Annotated in this window: 18 protein-coding genes, 1 pseudogene and 1 riboswitch; of the genes and pseudogenes, 11 read left to right on the top strand and 8 right to left on the bottom strand. The window is 63.6% G+C overall.

The window, feature by feature from the left end:
- The first annotated feature begins 9 nt into the window (after positions 1-9).
- A riboswitch (TPP riboswitch) is annotated at positions 10-123 on the top strand.
- Between the two features lie 57 nt (positions 124-180).
- From ACIQYU_RS11875 to codA, 3 genes and pseudogenes are all read left to right on the top strand, one after another.
- Positions 181-312, top strand: a pseudogene (locus ACIQYU_RS11875) (TenA family transcriptional regulator); the annotation flags it as partial.
- Between the two features lie 5 nt (positions 313-317).
- On the top strand, positions 318-980 hold the full coding sequence (gene tenA / locus ACIQYU_RS11870; protein ID WP_233687853.1) for a thiaminase II: 663 nt from the start codon (positions 318-320) through the stop codon (positions 978-980).
- Positions 981-1,077: 97 nt separating this feature from the next.
- Positions 1,078-2,319 carry a cytosine deaminase gene (gene codA / locus ACIQYU_RS11865; protein WP_343587821.1) on the top strand — a complete coding sequence of 414 codons (1,242 nt, stop codon included), beginning with the start codon at positions 1,078-1,080 and terminating at the stop codon, positions 2,317-2,319.
- A 13-nt stretch (positions 2,320-2,332) separates the two neighbouring features.
- On the opposite strand, the gene ACIQYU_RS11860 is transcribed toward codA, so the two are convergent.
- From ACIQYU_RS11860 to ACIQYU_RS11850, 3 genes are all read right to left on the bottom strand, one after another.
- Entirely contained in the window at positions 2,333-3,280 is a 948-nt protein-coding gene (locus ACIQYU_RS11860; RefSeq protein ID WP_343587823.1) for an ornithine cyclodeaminase family protein, read from the bottom strand.
- Positions 3,277-4,278, bottom strand: coding sequence for a threonine/serine dehydratase (locus tag ACIQYU_RS11855; RefSeq protein ID WP_343587826.1), 1,002 nt, complete (start codon positions 4,276-4,278; stop codon positions 3,277-3,279). Before ACIQYU_RS11855 ends, ACIQYU_RS11860 begins: the two co-directional genes overlap by 4 nt.
- Before the next feature lie 125 nt (positions 4,279-4,403).
- On the bottom strand, positions 4,404-5,009 hold the full coding sequence (locus tag ACIQYU_RS11850; protein ID WP_207831935.1) for a transcriptional regulator: 606 nt from the start codon (positions 5,007-5,009) through the stop codon (positions 4,404-4,406).
- A gap of 239 nt (positions 5,010-5,248) precedes the next feature.
- Here ACIQYU_RS11850 and ACIQYU_RS11845 point away from each other — a divergent pair, with 239 nt between their 5' ends.
- Positions 5,249-6,241, top strand: a complete 993-nt coding sequence (locus ACIQYU_RS11845; RefSeq protein WP_233687796.1) for a DNA-binding protein — start codon at positions 5,249-5,251, stop codon at positions 6,239-6,241.
- Positions 6,242-6,377: 136 nt separating this feature from the next.
- Here ACIQYU_RS11845 and ACIQYU_RS11840 read toward each other — a convergent pair whose 3' ends face one another.
- Together ACIQYU_RS11840 and ACIQYU_RS11835 are read right to left on the bottom strand one after the other, a co-directional pair.
- Positions 6,378-6,629 carry a hypothetical protein gene (locus ACIQYU_RS11840; protein ID WP_207831939.1) on the bottom strand — a complete coding sequence of 84 codons (252 nt, stop codon included), beginning with the start codon at positions 6,627-6,629 and terminating at the stop codon, positions 6,378-6,380.
- 8 nt (positions 6,630-6,637) lie between these two features.
- The gene (locus tag ACIQYU_RS11835) at positions 6,638-7,138 is read right to left on the bottom strand and encodes a DUF4142 domain-containing protein (RefSeq protein WP_207831941.1); all 501 of its coding nucleotides are present in this window, start codon (positions 7,136-7,138) and stop codon (positions 6,638-6,640) included.
- Positions 7,139-7,290: 152 nt separating this feature from the next.
- Here ACIQYU_RS11835 and ACIQYU_RS11830 point away from each other — a divergent pair, with 152 nt between their 5' ends.
- Complete coding sequence (locus ACIQYU_RS11830) at positions 7,291-8,859, top strand: diguanylate cyclase (RefSeq protein WP_402799958.1); 1,569 nt, start codon at positions 7,291-7,293, stop codon at positions 8,857-8,859.
- Between the two features lie 223 nt (positions 8,860-9,082).
- Here ACIQYU_RS11830 and ACIQYU_RS11825 read toward each other — a convergent pair whose 3' ends face one another.
- Positions 9,083-9,592 (bottom strand): GNAT family N-acetyltransferase, encoded by a 510-nt coding sequence (locus ACIQYU_RS11825; protein ID WP_207831945.1) that lies wholly within the window; start codon positions 9,590-9,592, stop codon positions 9,083-9,085.
- A gap of 27 nt (positions 9,593-9,619) precedes the next feature.
- Positions 9,620-10,333 carry an MgtC/SapB family protein gene (locus ACIQYU_RS11820; RefSeq protein WP_207831947.1) on the bottom strand — a complete coding sequence of 238 codons (714 nt, stop codon included), beginning with the start codon at positions 10,331-10,333 and terminating at the stop codon, positions 9,620-9,622.
- 397 nt (positions 10,334-10,730) lie between these two features.
- On the opposite strand from ACIQYU_RS11820, the gene ACIQYU_RS11815 reads away from it, so the two are divergent.
- Positions 10,731-11,198, top strand: a complete 468-nt coding sequence (locus ACIQYU_RS11815) for a sterol desaturase family protein (protein ID WP_063914617.1) — start codon at positions 10,731-10,733, stop codon at positions 11,196-11,198.
- A gap of 25 nt (positions 11,199-11,223) precedes the next feature.
- On the opposite strand, the gene ACIQYU_RS11810 is transcribed toward ACIQYU_RS11815, so the two are convergent.
- Positions 11,224-12,117 carry a bile acid:sodium symporter family protein gene (locus tag ACIQYU_RS11810; protein WP_233687799.1) on the bottom strand — a complete coding sequence of 298 codons (894 nt, stop codon included), beginning with the start codon at positions 12,115-12,117 and terminating at the stop codon, positions 11,224-11,226.
- A gap of 184 nt (positions 12,118-12,301) precedes the next feature.
- Between ACIQYU_RS11810 and ACIQYU_RS11805 the strand changes: the two genes are divergently transcribed.
- The 5 genes from ACIQYU_RS11805 to ACIQYU_RS11785 all read left to right on the top strand — a co-directional run bounded on the left by ACIQYU_RS11805 (position 12,302) and on the right by ACIQYU_RS11785 (position 16,032).
- Entirely contained in the window at positions 12,302-13,165 is an 864-nt protein-coding gene (locus ACIQYU_RS11805) for a Dyp-type peroxidase (RefSeq protein ID WP_207831953.1), read from the top strand.
- Positions 13,166-13,252: 87 nt separating this feature from the next.
- Complete coding sequence (locus tag ACIQYU_RS11800) at positions 13,253-14,161, top strand: aldo/keto reductase (protein WP_402799951.1); 909 nt, start codon at positions 13,253-13,255, stop codon at positions 14,159-14,161.
- A 4-nt stretch (positions 14,162-14,165) separates the two neighbouring features.
- On the top strand, positions 14,166-15,449 hold the full coding sequence (locus tag ACIQYU_RS11795; protein ID WP_402800374.1) for an NTP/NDP exchange transporter: 1,284 nt from the start codon (positions 14,166-14,168) through the stop codon (positions 15,447-15,449).
- A gap of 148 nt (positions 15,450-15,597) precedes the next feature.
- A complete protein-coding gene (locus tag ACIQYU_RS11790) occupies positions 15,598-15,774 on the top strand; it encodes a general stress protein (RefSeq protein ID WP_063914622.1) in 177 nt (58 codons plus the stop codon).
- Positions 15,775-15,834: 60 nt separating this feature from the next.
- Positions 15,835-16,032: a hypothetical protein gene (locus ACIQYU_RS11785; protein ID WP_063914623.1), complete on the top strand. Its 198-nt coding sequence runs from the start codon at positions 15,835-15,837 to the stop codon at positions 16,030-16,032.
- Positions 16,033-16,048 lie beyond the last annotated feature (16 nt).

The raw sequence follows: 16,048 nt of genomic DNA, 5'->3' as shown, positions 1-16,048 counted from the left end.
GTATACCTGAGCGCCACCAAGGGGCGCCCGGCAATGGGCTGATGAACCGCTGGACGCTGCAGCGCGGTGCCCCCACGAACCTGATCCGGATCAGGCCGGCGAAGGGATGTGCCTTGTAACCTGTCTTTTGCCGGCCTTGCTATGAGGCTCGTCCATGCCAAGGCAGTGAACCGGCCGACATACCAGGACTTCGTTGCCTTCCTGCAAGCCGAACTCGACCGCGTCGGCCCACAGGAAGCCGTGCTGGCCGGTGACTTCTGCCAGCGCACCGTGGCGCTGGAGCGGGCTTTCTTCAACGCCGTCTACCCGGAGGACAACTGGGCATGGATATCTTCGATCGCCTCAAGGCCGCTGCCACGCCGCAGTGGAACAGTTATGTCGACCACGACTTCGTGCGCCAGATGGGCGAGGGTACGCTGAGCGAAGCCGCCTTCCGCACCTACCTGGTACAGGATTACCTGTTTCTCATCCAGTTCGCCCGCGCCTGGGCGCTGGCTGCCTACAAGAGCCGTCGCCCGGCCGACATCCGCGCTGCGCAGGCCGGGCTGGCGGCGATTCTGGACGAAACCGAGCTGCACTTGCGCCTATGTGCACGCTGGGGCCTGACCCAGGCCGATATCGAGGCGGCGCCAGAACACCAGGCCACGGTTGCCTATACCCGCTACGTGCTGGACTGCGGCGCTGCGGGTGACCTGCTGGAGCTGCATGTGGCGTTGGCACCCTGCGTGATCGGCTATGCCGAGATCGGCCGAACGCTGTCCGAGCGCATTGGCGATTTGAGCAGTCACCCGTACCGTGAATGGATCGCAGAGTATGCCGGCGAGGGCTACCAGGGTGTCGCCAGCGCGGCGCGCAAGCATCTGGACGAGCTGGCAGCGCGGAGCATGACCGAGCAACGGTTTGCCGAACTGGTGGGGATTTTCGGCCAGGCGTCCAGCCTGGAGGCGGACTTCTGGCAGATGGGCTTGGACGGAGCCTGATTTGCTGCCTGCACCGGCGATAGGGCCAGTAGCAAATACCACAGGGCTTGCGCCACTATGCTGGTAGGGCCATCAGCCAAGCCCAGGGAGAAGCCTCATGAACATCATCAACGCACGCCTGCGCGGCAAGCCTGGCCTGTTCCGCATCGAACTGAGCGGCGAACGCATAGCCGCCATCAAGCCCCAGGCCGACGGGGTGGCGCCGCGCGCTGCCGATGACCTGGATGCCGGCCAGAACCTGGTGGTGGCACCCTTTATCGAACCGCACATTCACCTGGACGCCACGCTGACTGCTGGCGAGCCGCAGTGGAACATGAGCGGCACCCTGTTCGAAGGCATCGAGCGCTGGGGCGAGCGCAAGGCAATCACCACCCACGACGACATCAAGCGCCGCGCGAAAAAGACCATCGGCATGTTGGTGGACCATGGCATCCAGCATGTGCGCACCCATGTCGATGTCACCGACCCCACCCTGACCGCGCTCAAGGCCATGGTTGAAGTGCGTGACGAAGTGCGCGACCTGCTTGATCTGCAGATCGTCGCCTTCCCCCAGGAGGGTATCGAGTCGTACCCCAACGGCCGGGCGCTGATGAGCGAAGCGGTGGCCATTGGCGCCGATGTGGTCGGTGGTATCCCGCATTTCGAAAACACCCGCGACCAGGGCGTGTCGTCGGTGAAGTTCCTGATGGACCTGGCCGAGCGCACCGGCTGCCTGGTGGATGTGCATTGCGACGAGACCGACGACCCGCAGTCACGCTTCCTCGAAGTGCTGGCCGAAGAGGCCCGGGTGCGCGACATGGGGGCTCGGGTCACAGCCAGCCATACCGTGGCCATGGGCTCGTACGACAATGCCTACTGCTACAAGCTGTTTCGCTTGCTCAAGCAGTCGGGTATCAACTTCGTCTCCTGCCCGACCGAGAGCATTCACTTGCAAGGGCGTTTCGACAACTTTCCGAAACGCCGCGGTGTCACCCGCGTGGCCGAACTCGACCGCGCCGGGATGAACGTATGCTTTGGCCAGGATTCCATCGTCGACCCTTGGTACCCGCTGGGCAACGGCAACATCCTGCGTATTCTCGAGGCCGGCCTGCACATCTGCCATATGCTTGGTTACGAAGACCTGCAGCGCTGCCTGGACCTGATCACCGACAACAGCGCCCGCACCCTGAACCTGGGCGAGCGCTACGGCATCGAGGTGGGGCGGCCGGCGAACCTGTTGCTGCTGTCGGCGCCGGATGATTACGAGATGGTGCGCAGCCAGGGGCATGCGCTGGTGTCGGTACGCAACGGTAAGGTGCTGATGCAGCGGACGCCGGCGCAGGTCCAGCGCTTTGTCTGACGCCGGCGTGGTCTCAGGCGGCCATCGCAGCCAGGGCGCAGCTTGAGATCTGCGCATCCTGCACGGCTACACCGGTCAGGTCCGCCAGGGTGATCTGGCGATCATGCTCACGCCCTTTGGCGCGGCCAGCCAGCAGCGTACCCAGTTCGATCAACTGGCTGGCGTCGATCCGGCCGCTGTTCAAGGCGTGGGCAACCTCGCCGTACTGGCTGCACTGGGCCATCGAGTCGACGATAATGCGATCTGCCCTGGCCACCAGCGCCGGGTCCAGCTCCTGCTTGCCTGGCGCATCGGCCCCGACAGCGGTGATGTGCGTGCCGGGCCGGACCCACTCGCTGCGCAACAACGGCTGGCGGGACGGGGTCGTGCAGACGATCAGGTTTGCCGCCGCGGCGACCTCTGCAGGGTCACGCGTTGTCCGCACCTCGTAACCCAGCTCGCGGGCAAAAGCGCTATAGGCGCCCAGCCCGCTGTCGTGGCGACCCCAGACAACGACCCGGCGGCAGTCGGTCACCGCACCCAGCTGCTCAAGCTGCATCCGCGCCTGCATGCCGGTACCCAGGATGCCAATGGCGGTGACCTGTGCCGGCGCCAGCAAGCGCGCAGCGATACGCCCGGCCAGGGCTGTGCGCATACCGGTCAGCCAGCCCTCGTCCTGCAGCAGGGCCAGCGGCTGCCCGGTGTGTGCAGACAGCACCAGCATCAAGCCATCATTGCTCGGCAAGGCCTTGGACGGGTTGTCATAGAAGCCGGTCGAGAGTTTGACCGTGAAGGTGGCGCTGCCCTCTATATAGGCCGATTTGACGCAGCAGTCACCGTTGGCCCCGGGGAAGGCAAAGCCCTGGACTGGCGGGACCTGCGCCTTGCCCTCGGAGTAGGCGATGAAACCTTGCTCCAGGCAGCGTACCGCAGCTTCCCGGTCCAGGCTGGCGATGATCTGCGATTTGCTGAAGACCTTCATTGGACGGCCTCGAGGAACTTGTCCAGCAGGATGTTGCGGCCACACAGGATGACCGCGACGCGTTTGCCACGGTAGCGCTCGGCAAGCTTTTGCATGCCGGCGACAGCAACGCCGGCGGCACCTTCGATGATCCAGCGTTCACTGCTGGCGATATCACGCATGGCCGCCCTGATCTCGGCCTCGCTGACCAGCACGGTATCGGTCAGCAGCGCCTGGCACAGCGGGAAGGTGATGCTACCGGGCTCGACACCGCCGGCCGTGCCATCGGACAGCGTGTCAGTAGCGTCCACGTCGATGATTTCGCCGGCCTTGAGCGACTGTTGCAGAGCCGGATCATTTTCTGGCCAGCAACCGATGATGTCGGTGCCAGGTTTGAGTACCCGCAGGGCGGCAGCGATGCCGGCAATCATTCCGCCACCGCCCACGGCAACGAACACGGCGTCAAGCTCTGGCGCCTGCTCGAACAGCTCGATGCCGATGGTGCCTTGGCCCGCGATGACTTGCGGGTCGTTGTAGGGCGACACGAACGGCTTGCCCTGGGCCTTGGCCTGCCTGGCCGCCTCCAGCTCCGTACTCAGCGGGTCGGTGGGCAGGCAGACCACTTCGGCGCCCAGTGCACGCATGGCTTCCACCTTGTACGCAGAGGCGGAAGTGGTGGTGTAAACGGTGACGGGTACGCCAGCCCGCTTACCCGCCAGCGCCAGCGCTTGCCCGTGGTTACCGGAAGAGGCGGCAATCACCCCCTGCTGGTGTTGATCGACCGGCAACAGACGGATCTTGTTGCTGGCCCCACGAAACTTGAACGAGCCGGTGTGCTGCAGGTGTTCACACTTGAGCAGCACGTTGCAGCCGCTGATTGCTGACAACCGGGCGCTGTAGGTCAACGGGGTGATGCTGACGGCCGGGCGCAGCGCCACATGGGCATCCTTGATCGCTTCGTATAGCGCATCGAGGTAATCGGCATCGACAACGGTGGGGGAACCTGTGGCGGCTGGCATGGCTGCACTCCTGTCTATTCATGGAATATATGTCCACCGTAGACTAATGGTCTATTCATGGCAATAGGGCGAGCGAAACCGTCGGCGCCCCCATCTGGTCGCCAGCGCTGTGAAGTAAAGGGGGCTTAGGCCCGGAACTCCTTCAGGTATTTGTACACCGTGGCCCGGCCCATGTTGAGCACGCTGGCGATGTAGTCGGCGCCACTGCGCCCTTCGAACGCACCCTCGGCATGCAATGCCTGCACAAGGCTGCGCTTGTCTTTTATCTGCAGCGTTTGCAGTGACAGGTTGCGTTCCTGCAGCCAGGCATGCAGGAAGGTATTGATGCGTTCCTGCCAGTCATTGCGGAACAGTGAATCCGGCTGCGGCACCAGCCGGCTCATCTGGAAAAACGCATCCAGCGCCGCGCGGGCCTGCTCCAGTACCGACACATTCAGATTGATGCACAGCAGGTACTCGGCTTCACCGTCCTGATTGCGCAGCACGGTGCTGATGGAGCGGATTTTCTGGCCATTCCAGTTGAGCTTTTCGTAGGGCCCCAGGTTGGCACCGTTGAGCAGGTCCCCCAGTTCGTGATCGATCGCCGAGTCATCGCCCAGTTTGCGCTGGGAGAAATTGTTGGCGATGTGCACGACAGTCTGGCTGCGCAGGTCATGAACGATGGCTTCTGCGTGCGGGTACAGCAGCAGTGCGATGCTGTCGGCGATTGCCTTGTAGTTTTCCAGGGTCATTTTCTGTCGGTGATCGGGTGCTGGACACCCATGGTGGCGGCAAAGCGCAACTGACACAAGGCAGCTACGGGCAGGGCCGGTACGGTTGCCCGGTTCGAAAACAGCCCGATTTTCCATCTCACATGCGATAAGCCGTGATTATTCAACCTTAGTAAATGTTTGCAGGGGCGATTGCTTGTATTCATAATTGGTATGTAATTACATGGTACATAACACGGTACAAAATCGTAGGAGCAAGCATGGCCCGGGGCGGTATAAACAAGGTTGTAGTGCAGCAGGCGCGTCAGGCGCTGATTGCCCGGGGCGAAAACCCCAGCATCGATGCCATACGTATCGAGCTGGGCAACACCGGCTCCAAGACCACCATTCACCGCTACCTGAAAGAGTTGACCGGCCAGCAGCCCGTGGCCGCCGAGGGCGGCATTGCGCTGAGCGACGTGCTGAGCCGAATGGTCGGGCAACTGGCAACCCAGTTGCAGGACGAGGCCGACCTGAAGATCGAGCAGGCCGAAAGCACCTTCACTCAACAGCGCGAGCAGCTGGAAGCGCAGCTGGCGATCGCCCAGCAGGCACTGGCTGCGGCGCATCAGCAGCATCAGATCGATGTGGCCGCACTGGCCGCCGAATCGGAAAAACTGCTTTCCACCCAAAGCACCCTGCAAGCCGAACAGTTGCGCAGTGCCAGCCTCAACCAGTCGCTGGGCGAGCTGCAGGTGCGCCTGGCCGACAAGGACGAGCAGGTAAAATCACTGGAAGACAAGCATCGCCATGCCCGCGATGCACTGGAGCACTACCGCAACGCCAGCCGCGAACAGCGTGAGCAGGAACAGCGCCGGCATGAAGCACAGTTGCAACAGTTGCAAGTGGAAGTGCGCCAACTGCAGCAGGGCATGATCGTCAAGCAGGACGAGCTGACCCGCCTGCACCGCGACAATGAGCGTTTGCTGGGTGAGCATCGTCAGGCCGCCAGCGCCTGCAGGGCGCAGGATGAATTGCTGGAACAGCGTGATGCGCAGATCCAGGGCTTGCGCACGATCCTGGCCCAGGCGCAGGGTGCCAGCGAGGAAATGCGTCGGCAGCTGGATATGCAGGCACAGAGCCTGGAAGCGAGGCGCGACGTGTGCGCGGAACAGGCTCGCCAGTTACGGCAGCTTGAGGAGCAGCTCAAGGCACGAGACGAGGAGCTGCGTGAATGTCGGTCGCAGTTGTCTGCCGCTAACGCGGCGCAGTAAGTCACAGACCAGCGCTGTCTTTGCAGTGTCGCGATCGGGCCGCGGGGCAGCCCCGGCGATTTTTTGCGTCAATGTCGACATCGTAGGGCTGTTCCACAGCCCGATCGCGATACAAGGCCGCTGTTACCGAGCGCGCTCAGTCTTCGGCTTGTCTGGCTGCCTCCACACCTGCCGCCGATAGCTTGATGGGGTAGTTCACGCTGATTTGGTGGTCGCTGCTTACCGCCACGCTGCCATCCTGGATCAAGCCGGCTTCCTGCAGTGTCTTGAGCATGCCGGCCACCGCCTTTTCCCCACGGTAGTTGTCCAGCACTTCCTTGCCCAGCCCCTGAGGGTGGGCGTGCAGGAGGCGAGTCAGCACTTCGGTTTTCAATGCATCGTTACTCATGGAGGGCCTCACTTGCCATGCTTGGCCTGAAGCGCCTTGGCATGCTCCAGATGCTGTTCGAGCTTGGGCAGGGTTTCGCTCGCAAAGGCCTTGAGCTCAGCCTTGTCTGACGAGGCCGCCTCCTTCTTGAACAGCTCCACCGCCTTTTCGTGCGCATCGACCTGGTTGTTGATGTAGGACTTGTCGAACGACTCTTCTCGCCATTCCAGGATCACTTTCTTGACCTTGTCGGTCATTGCCGCCTCGTCGGGCACGGAAATGTCCAGCTTGCGGGCGATGTCCCCCAGTTTCTGGTTGGCCTGGGTGTGGTCAGTGACCATTTGCTGGGCGAATGCCTTGATCGCTGTATTCTGGCTTTTTTCCTGGGCCAGGTTGCCAGTGACCACCTCGGCAATGCCGGCCTCGGTGGCCGCCTCAACGAAGTCATCGGAACTAGCCGCCAGTGCGTGTACCGATGCCAGGCCCAACACCATGGAAAAACCGACGCGCTTGATGAAGAGACTGCTCATGCTTCACTCCTTAAACCTTGACGCGACCTCAGTGTCGCGTACGGTTGAGGGGGCACGGGCGGCAAAGGTTTAATCTTTTTCCTGGGCGGCAGCGCCCAGGTGGCGCTCAACTATAGTGAAAGACGGCAAACGCGGTATACCTAGGGATTTCAATGTGTGCAGCCAGGAAGCAGGATGAAGACGGCCTCTTTGCGATAACCGGCGAGGGCCGTGCCGTGGCGCTGTTCCGCCTGGTACTGGCGTTCATGCTGGTGGTGATGCTGGCCTTTGTCCTGGTGGAAGGCTGGCGTATCTGGCGCGACTACCGGCACGCCTTCACCAATGCCGAAAACATGGTTACCAACCTGGCCCGAGCCACGGCGCAGCATGCCGAAGACGCCATCCGCCAGGTCGACGTCATCACCGCGGCGCTGGCCGAACGCCTGGAAGGCGACGGCTTCGAGCACATCGACCGGCCGCGCCTGCATACCTTGCTGGTCCAGCAGAAGCGCATCATGCCGCAGTTGCACGGACTGTTCGTGTATGGCCCCGATGGCAGCTGGATCGTTACCGACCAGGCGGTAGTCCCGCCCAATGCCAACAATGCCGACCGCGACTACTTCATTTACCACCGCGACCATCCCGACCGTGGAGTACACATCGGCTCGGTGGTGCGCAGCCGCTCGACTGGCGACCTGATCATCCCCATTTCACGGCGCCTGGAATATGCCGATGGCAGCTTCGCCGGGGTGTTGCTGGGCACCATCAAGGTGGAGTGGTTCGTGCGTTACTACGGCGACTTCAAGATCGACGAACGTGGCGCGCTGGTACTGGCCAAGCGCGACGGCACCATCCTGGTCAGGCGGCCGTTCGTCGAGCAGGTAGTGGGCCGTAGCCTGAGCAACAGCGAGATCTTCCGCAACCACTTGCCGTATGCAACGGAAGGGGTGGCCGAGGCGGTCGCCGTGGTCGACGGCACGCCACGGCTGTATGGCTTTCGCGCGCTGTCCAGCTACCCGTTGGTGGTGGAGGCGGGCTTGTCGCGGGAGTCGATCGTCGCGCCCTGGCGGCAAGACGCAATCAAGTCGGTGTCGGTACTGCTGCTGTTACTGGTGGGGCTGGCGGCCTTTGGTGGTGTGGTGCTGCGCCAGTTGCGCGAGCGTATTGTCATCGAGCGGGCCCTGCACCAGGCACACCAGACCCTGAAGGCCCTGGCACTGACCGACAGCCTGACCGGGCTGGGTAACCGCCGGCGGCTGGATGCGGTGTTCGAGCCGGAGCTGCGCCGGGCGAGGCGCCAGGGCTATCCACTGGCGCTGGTGATGCTCGACCTGGATTACTTCAAGGCCTACAACGACCGTTACGGGCACCCAGCGGGCGACCAGTGCCTGCGGCGCTTTGCCGAGTTGCTGCAACAGGCGCTGAAGCGGCCTGCCGACCTGGCTGTGCGCTATGGGGGCGAGGAGTTCACACTGCTGCTGCCCGATACCGATGCACGCGGGGCGGAGCTGCTGGTGCAGGAAGTGCAACAGCTGTTGCGTCGGCATCTGCTGGAGCATGCAGGCAGCCCCCTGGGACGGGTATCGTTCAGTGCGGGGATTGCCGTGGGTGACCTGGCACGGGAGGGGGTGACGGCCGAGAACCTGATGGTGGCGGCGGATGCGGCGCTGTACCAGGCCAAGCGCCAGGGGCGGGATGGGTATTGTGTGGCGGGGCGTGTGGTAGTGGGAGGGGAAGAATGATTCCTTCAATTGCCTGCACCGGCAAGCCGGCTCTCATGGAACTGCACATAACTCATTGAATTAGCAGGGGCCCTGTGAGAGCGGCTTTAGCCGCTAACACCGGCGCAGCCGGTGCCATGCACCGCGTTGGATTCTTCGCGGCTAAAGCCGCTCCCACAGGGTTTGCGCATGGCTTGTGCTCAACGCTATCGAGGTGGGCGCTGGCTTGCCGGCGCCCAAGCGCTCAAGGCCCTACATAAAGGCGCATTGCACAGCGCCCCGTGAGCCCATGGGCAAGCTCCTTGGCCAGAATGCCCCGCAGCCGCGCATCCAGCAGCCCCTCATCAACCACCTCGAACCCGATCCGCGCATAGAACGGCGCATTCCACGGCACCTCGGCAAAGGTGGTCAAGGTCAGCTCCCGCCCACCCATCTGTCGTGCCGCATCGATCACCTGCCGCAGCAGCCTGCGCCCGACACCTTGCCCCTGGGCCTCCCGGCGCACCGAAATTTCATGAAGATGCAGCGCGTGATCCTCAAGGCGGGCACAGGCAAACCCCAGAATGCGCCCCTCCAGATCCTCAGCCACCCAGCTACCGCCTGCATCGACGAATGCCCGGTGTGTCTCACGGCTCATCACATCACCCTGCGCCAGCCATGCCAGCGCCGGCCAGGCGGCAAAGGCCTGGGCCGCCGAACGCTCGACGTCCGGGAGCCATTGAATGTCGCGCTCAAGGGTAGGGCGGATGCGCATGAGCCAGTCCTTTTCTAGTTGTCGATCCTAATCTGCCGCCAGCACTTGTGGCTGCAATTGCCAGCGCACCGAGCTTACACCTTTCTCCAGGCTGACCCGGCTGACCAACCGCTCCAGTTGCGCTGGTGCCTGCGCGGTGCCCAGCAGTTCGGCGCGCACTTCCAGGCGTGCAGGGTTGGCCAAATCTTCGCTGTGCAGTGATTGCAGGCGCAGTTGCGGGTCGCCCAGGCTGTGCAACATCAGGCTGCGAACCTGGATCTCGTCCTCGGCGCGGCAGACGATGCGCACTTCGAAGTGCTGCTCCGCCTCGCTGGCCGGCACCACTTCCTGGCGGTCCAGGCGCTGGGCAATGTCGCGCAGCAGGATATTGGCGCACAGCACCACCAGGCTACCCAGCGTCGCCTCCAGCAGCAGCCCGAGGCTGCAGAGTACGCCCACCGCAGCCGTGCACCACAGCGTGGCGGCGGTGTTCAGGCCACGTACGTTGAACCCGTCACGCATGATCACACCGCCACCAAGAAAGCCGATGCCCGACACCACATACGCGGCGATGCGCGACGCATCGGTGGGTGCCATGCCCGGCACTGCCTGGGTCATCAGCACGAACAGGCAGGCACCGGTGCTGACCAGTGCATTGGTGCGCAGCCCGGTCAGGCGCTGGCGCAGTTGACGTTCGGCGCCAATCAGCGCCCCCAGCAGCAGGGCGATGCTGACACGCAGCAGAAATACTTTCCAATCCATAGCAAACCTCTTCCACGGGCACACGCCCGCATGAACGCCATCAACTGGCGCGGTTGAAAAACCAGAAAATGCGCAGGACCACGAAGGGGAAGGAAGAAGAGGGGGTTACAAGAAACCACCGTCTTGCCAGGCCGGCCAGACAGTGCAGGACACTGCCGGACTAGCGCGCCACGTGGGCCTGTCGCATGCGACTGGGGCTACTGTCCAATGCAGGTCTCCTGTTCAGGGATGCAAAATTGCGTCGCGGACCTTACGCCCCGTGGCAGGCCAGGTCAAGGGTGAAAACATGACAACGGGCTTCATCCGCACCGGGCTTGCTACCGGTCACGCCTGCATGGAAAAAAACACGGGCAATCGGTACCCTTGCGCCTTCCCTTGCCATCACCCGGACCCTTCCATGCTGTTCAATCTCGCCGTGCTGTTCGGCACCCTGGTGGCCATGGAGGGCGTTGGCACGCTGGCTCACAAGTACATCATGCATGGCTGGGGCTGGTGGCTGCACCGCTCGCACCATGAGCCGCAACTGGGCATGCTCGAAACCAATGACCTGTACCTGGTGGCCCTGGGGCTGATCGCCACGGTGCTGGTAGCCCTGGGCAAAGGTGGTCATGCGCCCTTGCAGTGGGTGGGCGGCGGGGTGGCGGGGTACGGCGTGCTGTATGTCGTGGCCCACGACGGGTTCTTTCACCGGCACTGGCCGCGCAAGCCACGGCCGGTCAACCGCTACCTCAAGCGTTTGCATCGCGCGCACCGGTTGCATCATGCGGTGAAGGGGCGCACGGGGAGTGTGTCGTTCGGGTTCTTCTATGCTCCGCCGTTGAAGGTACTGAAGCAGCAGTTGCGGCGTAAGCGCAGCCAGTTGTGACAGGGGCTCCCACAGGGAACTCGCCTCAGTTCACTGTTTCACCCTTGGCTTGCACCGCCACATGCCCGCGGCTCACCCACCAGCCAAACCCCGCCGCCGTGAAGAACATGATCAGGCTGTACAGCGCCGCCGGCACCGCCATGGTGGCGTTGTTCAGCAGTGAAGGGCTCAACGCCAGGGCAATCGCCAAGGTCCCGTTGTGAATGCCGATCTCCATGCCGATGGCAATCGCCTGGCGCTTGGGGATGCTCAGCAGGCGCGGCACCCAGTAGCCCACGCCCAGGCTCAGCAGGTTGAACAGCAGCGCGGCCAGGCCCACCACCGGCGCGTACGCAACCACGGTCTGCCAGTCCTTGGCCAGGGCCAGGACGATGGTGAACGCCAGGAACAACGCGGCCACCAGCTTCATCGGCTTCTCCATGCGTGCGGCGAAAGCGGGGGCGAAGCGGCGAATCAGCATGCCCAGCGCCACCGGCAGCAGGACGATGGCGAACACCTGCATCACCTTGGCAAACTGCAGCGGGATGGCCTGGTCCGATGCCATGAACCAGCTCAGCGACAGGTTCACCAGCAGCGGCATGGTCAGGATCGCGATCAACGAGTTGACCGCCGTCAGGGTGATATTCAACGCCACATCGCCATGGGCCAGGTGGCTGAACAGGTTGGCCGTGGTGCCGCCAGGCGAGGCGGCCAGCAGCATCAGCCCCACCGCCAGGGCCGACTCCAGGCCAAACCCGTTGGCAATCAGGAAGCACACCAGCGGCAGTAGCAGGATCTGGCAAACCAGGCCTACCACTACCGGCTTGGGGTACTTCACCACGCGGGCGAAGTCGGCCAAGGTCAGCGATAACCCGAGGCCGAGCATGATGATACCCAGGGCCAGCGGCAGAAACGCGGTGAGCAAAGGTGAGGCAGTCATGGGCGGTCTCTCGGGCGAAGGATCCCGAAGAGTGTAGGCCGGCCCTGATTGATAGCTAATTGCAAAGCGCCAGCGCTTGGTAACCGGTTGTTACCAAGCGCTGCGGCCAGTGAGGCTGCATGCCGCGTTGCAGTAGGCTTGCGGGCGCAGTAGCATTCCTGTTTTAGCCGAGGATTAGCCTGTCATGCCTTTCCAGCAAGGTCTGCTTGCCACCCCGGTGCCGGCTCACGCCCGTCACCTGTTCTTCACCCTGCAGTCGCCCGAGGCCCTGCCTGCCGCCCTGGATGCCCTGCTGTCGCAGGTTGATGGCGAACAGCTGATCCTGGGTGTCGGCGCCCCGCTGGCCAGGGCCCTGGGCCGTGAAGTACCTGGCTTGCGCGCCTTCCCGCAGCTGGATGCCGCCGTGGAGAACCCCAGCACCCAACACGCCCTGTGGCTGTGGCTGCGCGGTAACGAGCGCGGCGACCTGCTGCTGCGTGCCCAGGCCCTGGAGCTGGCGTTGGCACCAGCCCTGCGCCTGGCCGACAGCGTCGACGGCTTCCTGCACCGTGGCGGCCATGACCTGACCGGTTATGAAGACGGCACCGAAAACCCGGTGGACGAAGAGGCCGTGCAGGCGGCCATTGCCGCCGACGGCTCCAGCTTTGCCGCGTTCCAGCTGTGGAAGCACGACCTGGAGTACTTCAAGTCGCTGCCCCAGGCCGACCAGGACAACATCATCGGCCGCCGCCTGAGCGACAACGAAGAGCTCGACGACGCCCCCGAGTCGGCCCATGTCAAGCGCACGGCCCAGGAAAGCTTCGAGCCAGAAGCGTTCATCGTCCGTCGTTCGGTGGCCTGGGCTGACCAACGTGGCGCTGGCCTGGCCTTCGTGGCCCTGGGCCACAGCTTCGAGGCATTCGAAGTGCAGCTGCGGCGCATGAGCGGCCTGGAGGACGGCATCATCGACGGCCTGTACCGCTTCAGCCGGCCACTGACCGGTGGTTACTACTGGTGCCCACCCATGAGCGAGGCGGGTGTCGACCTGAGCCTGCTGATGCAGGCCTGATCGCTACACATCCAGATACAGAAACACCGGCTGCAGCGGGGTACAGCGGCTAGCCTTGAAAGTTTCCGCGCCATGACGGAGCTTTCCATGTACGCACGTCGCGATGTCCTACGCGCGGGTGCAACCCTGGGCTTGCTGGCCGCCAGCCCGTGGTTGCACGCCGCCGCCCCGGCAGGTTTGCTGACCCGCAAGGTGCCGTCCACCGGTGAAGCGCTGCCGGTGATCGGTGCCGGTACCTCCGGCAGTTTCGAAGTGGAAGCCGGCTCGGTCCAATACCAGCAGCTGAAAGTCGTACTGAAGGCGTTCTTCGAAGGCGGTGCCCGGGTCATCGACACCTCGCCCAACTACGGCGGTGCCGACAGCATTCTCGGCCAGCTACTGGAAGAGGGTGGTTGGCACCGGCAGTGCTTCATCGCCACCAAGATCGCCGCCGACAGCCGGGCAGACGCCGAAGCGCAATGGGCCGGTAGCCTCAAGAGCCTGCGCACCGACAAGGTCGACTTGCTGCAAATCCACAACCTGCGCCACTGGCAGACCCAGCTGCCCTATGCCCGCGAATTGAAGCAGCAGGGCAAAGTCCGCTATGTCGGCATCACCCATTACCTGAACAGTGGCCAGGACGAGGTCGCCCGCATCGTGCGCAGCGAACCGCTGGATTTCATCCAGATCAATTACTCGGTCAATGCCCCCGGCGCCGCCCGCGAACTGCTGCCCCTGTGCCAGGACAAGGGCGTTGGCGTGCTGATCAACCGGGCTTTCGACGACGGCCGCCTGTTTGCCCGGGTCAAGGACCAGGCCTTGCCCGGCTGGGCCGCAGAGGCGGGTATCGGCAGCTGGGCACAGTTGTTTCTCAAATTCGCCATCAGCCACCCGGCGGTGACCACGGTCATCCCTGCGACCAGCCGGCCCGAGCGCCAACTTGACCAGCTCAAGGCCGGACACGGGCCGTTGCTGACCCAGCCTCAGCAACAGGCGCTGATCGAGCTGTTTGCCTGACACCATGGCAGGCTGGCGGCGGCGCCTGGACCAGGGGCTGAACATCCAGCCCGGCGAGGGGCCGGCGGTGATCGCCGGTGTGCTGCTGTTCTACCAGTTGTTCACTGGCTACTTCATGCTGCGCCCGGTGCGTGAAACCATGGGCGTTGCCGGTGGCGTGGACAACCTGCAATGGCTGTTTACCGGCACCTTCATCGCCACCCTGGCGTGTCTGCCGTTGTTTGGCTGGCTGGCCTCCAGGGTGCAGCGCCGGCACATCCTGCCCTGGACCTACGGCTTCTTCGCCAGCAACCTGTTGCTTTTTGCCGTGCTGTTCGCCCGCGACCCGGAAGCGCCATGGACGGCCCGGGCCTTCTACATCTGGTTGTCGGTGTTCAATCTGCTGAGCATCTCGCTGGCCTGGAGCGTACTCGCCGACCTGTTTTCCACCGCCCAGGGCAAGCGCCTGTTCGGCCTGCTGGCGGCCGGGGCCAGCCTGGGCGGGCTCAGTGGTCCCATCCTGGGTACGCTGCTGGTGGTACCGCTGGGCCATGCCGGTTTGCTGGTGCTGGCCGGGGCGCTTCTGCTGGGCAGCATCGGCGCGACGTTGTTCCTGCAACGCTGGCGAACGCGCCATCCACTGCCGGTACAAGCCGAGCGGCCGGACTCCCGACCACTGGGCGGCAACCCGTTTGCCGGTGCCACTGCCGTACTGCGCTCGCCCTACCTGCTGGGCATTGCGCTGTTCGTGGTATTGCTCGCCAGTGTCAGCACCTTCCTGTATTTCGAACAGGCGCGCATTGTCAGCGAAACCTTCACCGAGCGTACCCGACAAACCCAGGTGTTCGGCCTGATCGACACGGTGGTTCAGGCCCTGGCGATCCTCACTCAAGTGTTCCTTACCGGTCGCCTGGCTCGCCGTATGGGGGTGGGCGTGCTGCTGGTGGCGGTGCCGCTGGTGATGGCAGCGGGCTTCCTGTGGCTGGCACTGGCCCCGGTGTTCGCCGTTTTCGCGGTGGTGATGGTGGTGCGCCGGGCCGGTGAGTACGCGTTGGTGCGGCCGGGGCGGGAGATGCTGTTCACCGTGCTGCCCGCCGAGGACAAGTACAAGGCCAAGAACTTCATCGACACCGTGGTCTATCGTGGCGGCGACGCCTTGAGTGGCTGGCTCAAACGGGCGCTGGACGTGATGGGTGAGCATCCGCAACTGGCGATGCTGATCGGTACGCTGCTTGCCTTGGGTTGGGCGACGACCGGAGGTTGGCTGGGACGGCGCCAGGCGCGCCTGGATAGCACGCCGCGCGACTGACAGGCGCGCCAAATATGCTGGTGCCGCTTATTTAATGCCGCTGGTCCGAACGCTTCGCATTAAACCGAATCCGCCGGAATGACCGAACTCCCAACAGGTGTACGGCAGGTAATGCCGTGCATTCCGAAGTCATACGAGGTTTAAGACCATGGCCAACAAAGAGAACAGCCGCACCGGCAACCAGCAGGGCAGCCAAGGTGGCAACAAGAACCCGGGCAACTTTGCCAATGACCGCGAAAAAGCCTCCGAAGCTGGGCGCAAGGGCGGCCAGCAATCCGGTGGCGACCGTACCAGCGAATCGGGCCGCAAGGGCGGTCGTTCGTAAATGAGGCTACGCAGTGCCCGGGCGACCGGGCGCTGCGATCTTGCACAGAAGGAGAACCCCATGCGATTGATCCCTCTGATAGCCCTGGTGGGCACCCTTGGCTTGCTGGCTGGCTGTTTCGACCGGGATAACGACCACCCGGCAAAGGATGCCGACCAAAGCAAACCCTCGCTGCAGATGCAGCAACCCGGCGACAAACCTGCTCCACAACCTGCTCCAGACCCTGAACCGATGCCCGGTCAGAAACCCAGCCAATAAAACGTGGACAAGGACT

The sequence above is a fragment of the Pseudomonas sp. NPDC096925 genome (assembly GCF_044762545.1).
Lineage (GTDB): Bacteria > Pseudomonadota > Gammaproteobacteria > Pseudomonadales > Pseudomonadaceae > Aquipseudomonas.
Note: the sequence above shows the minus strand (reverse complement) of the source record. Positions and strands in the feature narration are given on the sequence as shown.

What these genes read in the sequence shown, in the direction of transcription:
- ACIQYU_RS11810 (WP_233687799.1), bottom strand. Translation starts at nt 12,117, where the DNA reads ATGACTGCCTCACCTTTGCTCACCGCGTTTCTGCCGCTGGCCCTGGGT.
- ACIQYU_RS11815 (WP_063914617.1), top strand. Translation starts at nt 10,731, where the DNA reads ATGCTGTTCAATCTCGCCGTGCTGTTCGGCACCCTGGTGGCCATGGAG.
- ACIQYU_RS11805 (WP_207831953.1), top strand. Translation starts at nt 12,302, where the DNA reads ATGCCTTTCCAGCAAGGTCTGCTTGCCACCCCGGTGCCGGCTCACGCC.
- ACIQYU_RS11850 (WP_207831935.1), bottom strand. Translation starts at nt 5,009, where the DNA reads ATGACCCTGGAAAACTACAAGGCAATCGCCGACAGCATCGCACTGCTG.
- ACIQYU_RS11825 (WP_207831945.1), bottom strand. Translation starts at nt 9,592, where the DNA reads ATGCGCATCCGCCCTACCCTTGAGCGCGACATTCAATGGCTCCCGGAC.
- ACIQYU_RS11800 (WP_402799951.1), top strand. Translation starts at nt 13,253, where the DNA reads ATGTACGCACGTCGCGATGTCCTACGCGCGGGTGCAACCCTGGGCTTG.
- ACIQYU_RS11790 (WP_063914622.1), top strand. Translation starts at nt 15,598, where the DNA reads ATGGCCAACAAAGAGAACAGCCGCACCGGCAACCAGCAGGGCAGCCAA.
- ACIQYU_RS11845 (WP_233687796.1), top strand. Translation starts at nt 5,249, where the DNA reads ATGGCCCGGGGCGGTATAAACAAGGTTGTAGTGCAGCAGGCGCGTCAG.
- ACIQYU_RS11855 (WP_343587826.1), bottom strand. Translation starts at nt 4,278, where the DNA reads ATGCCAGCCGCCACAGGTTCCCCCACCGTTGTCGATGCCGATTACCTC.
- ACIQYU_RS11820 (WP_207831947.1), bottom strand. Translation starts at nt 10,333, where the DNA reads ATGGATTGGAAAGTATTTCTGCTGCGTGTCAGCATCGCCCTGCTGCTG.
- ACIQYU_RS11785 (WP_063914623.1), top strand. Translation starts at nt 15,835, where the DNA reads ATGCGATTGATCCCTCTGATAGCCCTGGTGGGCACCCTTGGCTTGCTG.
- ACIQYU_RS11795 (WP_402800374.1), top strand. Translation starts at nt 14,166, where the DNA reads ATGGCAGGCTGGCGGCGGCGCCTGGACCAGGGGCTGAACATCCAGCCC.
- ACIQYU_RS11830 (WP_402799958.1), top strand. Translation starts at nt 7,291, where the DNA reads ATGTGTGCAGCCAGGAAGCAGGATGAAGACGGCCTCTTTGCGATAACC.
- codA (WP_343587821.1), top strand. Translation starts at nt 1,078, where the DNA reads ATGAACATCATCAACGCACGCCTGCGCGGCAAGCCTGGCCTGTTCCGC.
- ACIQYU_RS11860 (WP_343587823.1), bottom strand. Translation starts at nt 3,280, where the DNA reads ATGAAGGTCTTCAGCAAATCGCAGATCATCGCCAGCCTGGACCGGGAA.
- ACIQYU_RS11840 (WP_207831939.1), bottom strand. Translation starts at nt 6,629, where the DNA reads ATGAGTAACGATGCATTGAAAACCGAAGTGCTGACTCGCCTCCTGCAC.
- ACIQYU_RS11835 (WP_207831941.1), bottom strand. Translation starts at nt 7,138, where the DNA reads ATGAGCAGTCTCTTCATCAAGCGCGTCGGTTTTTCCATGGTGTTGGGC.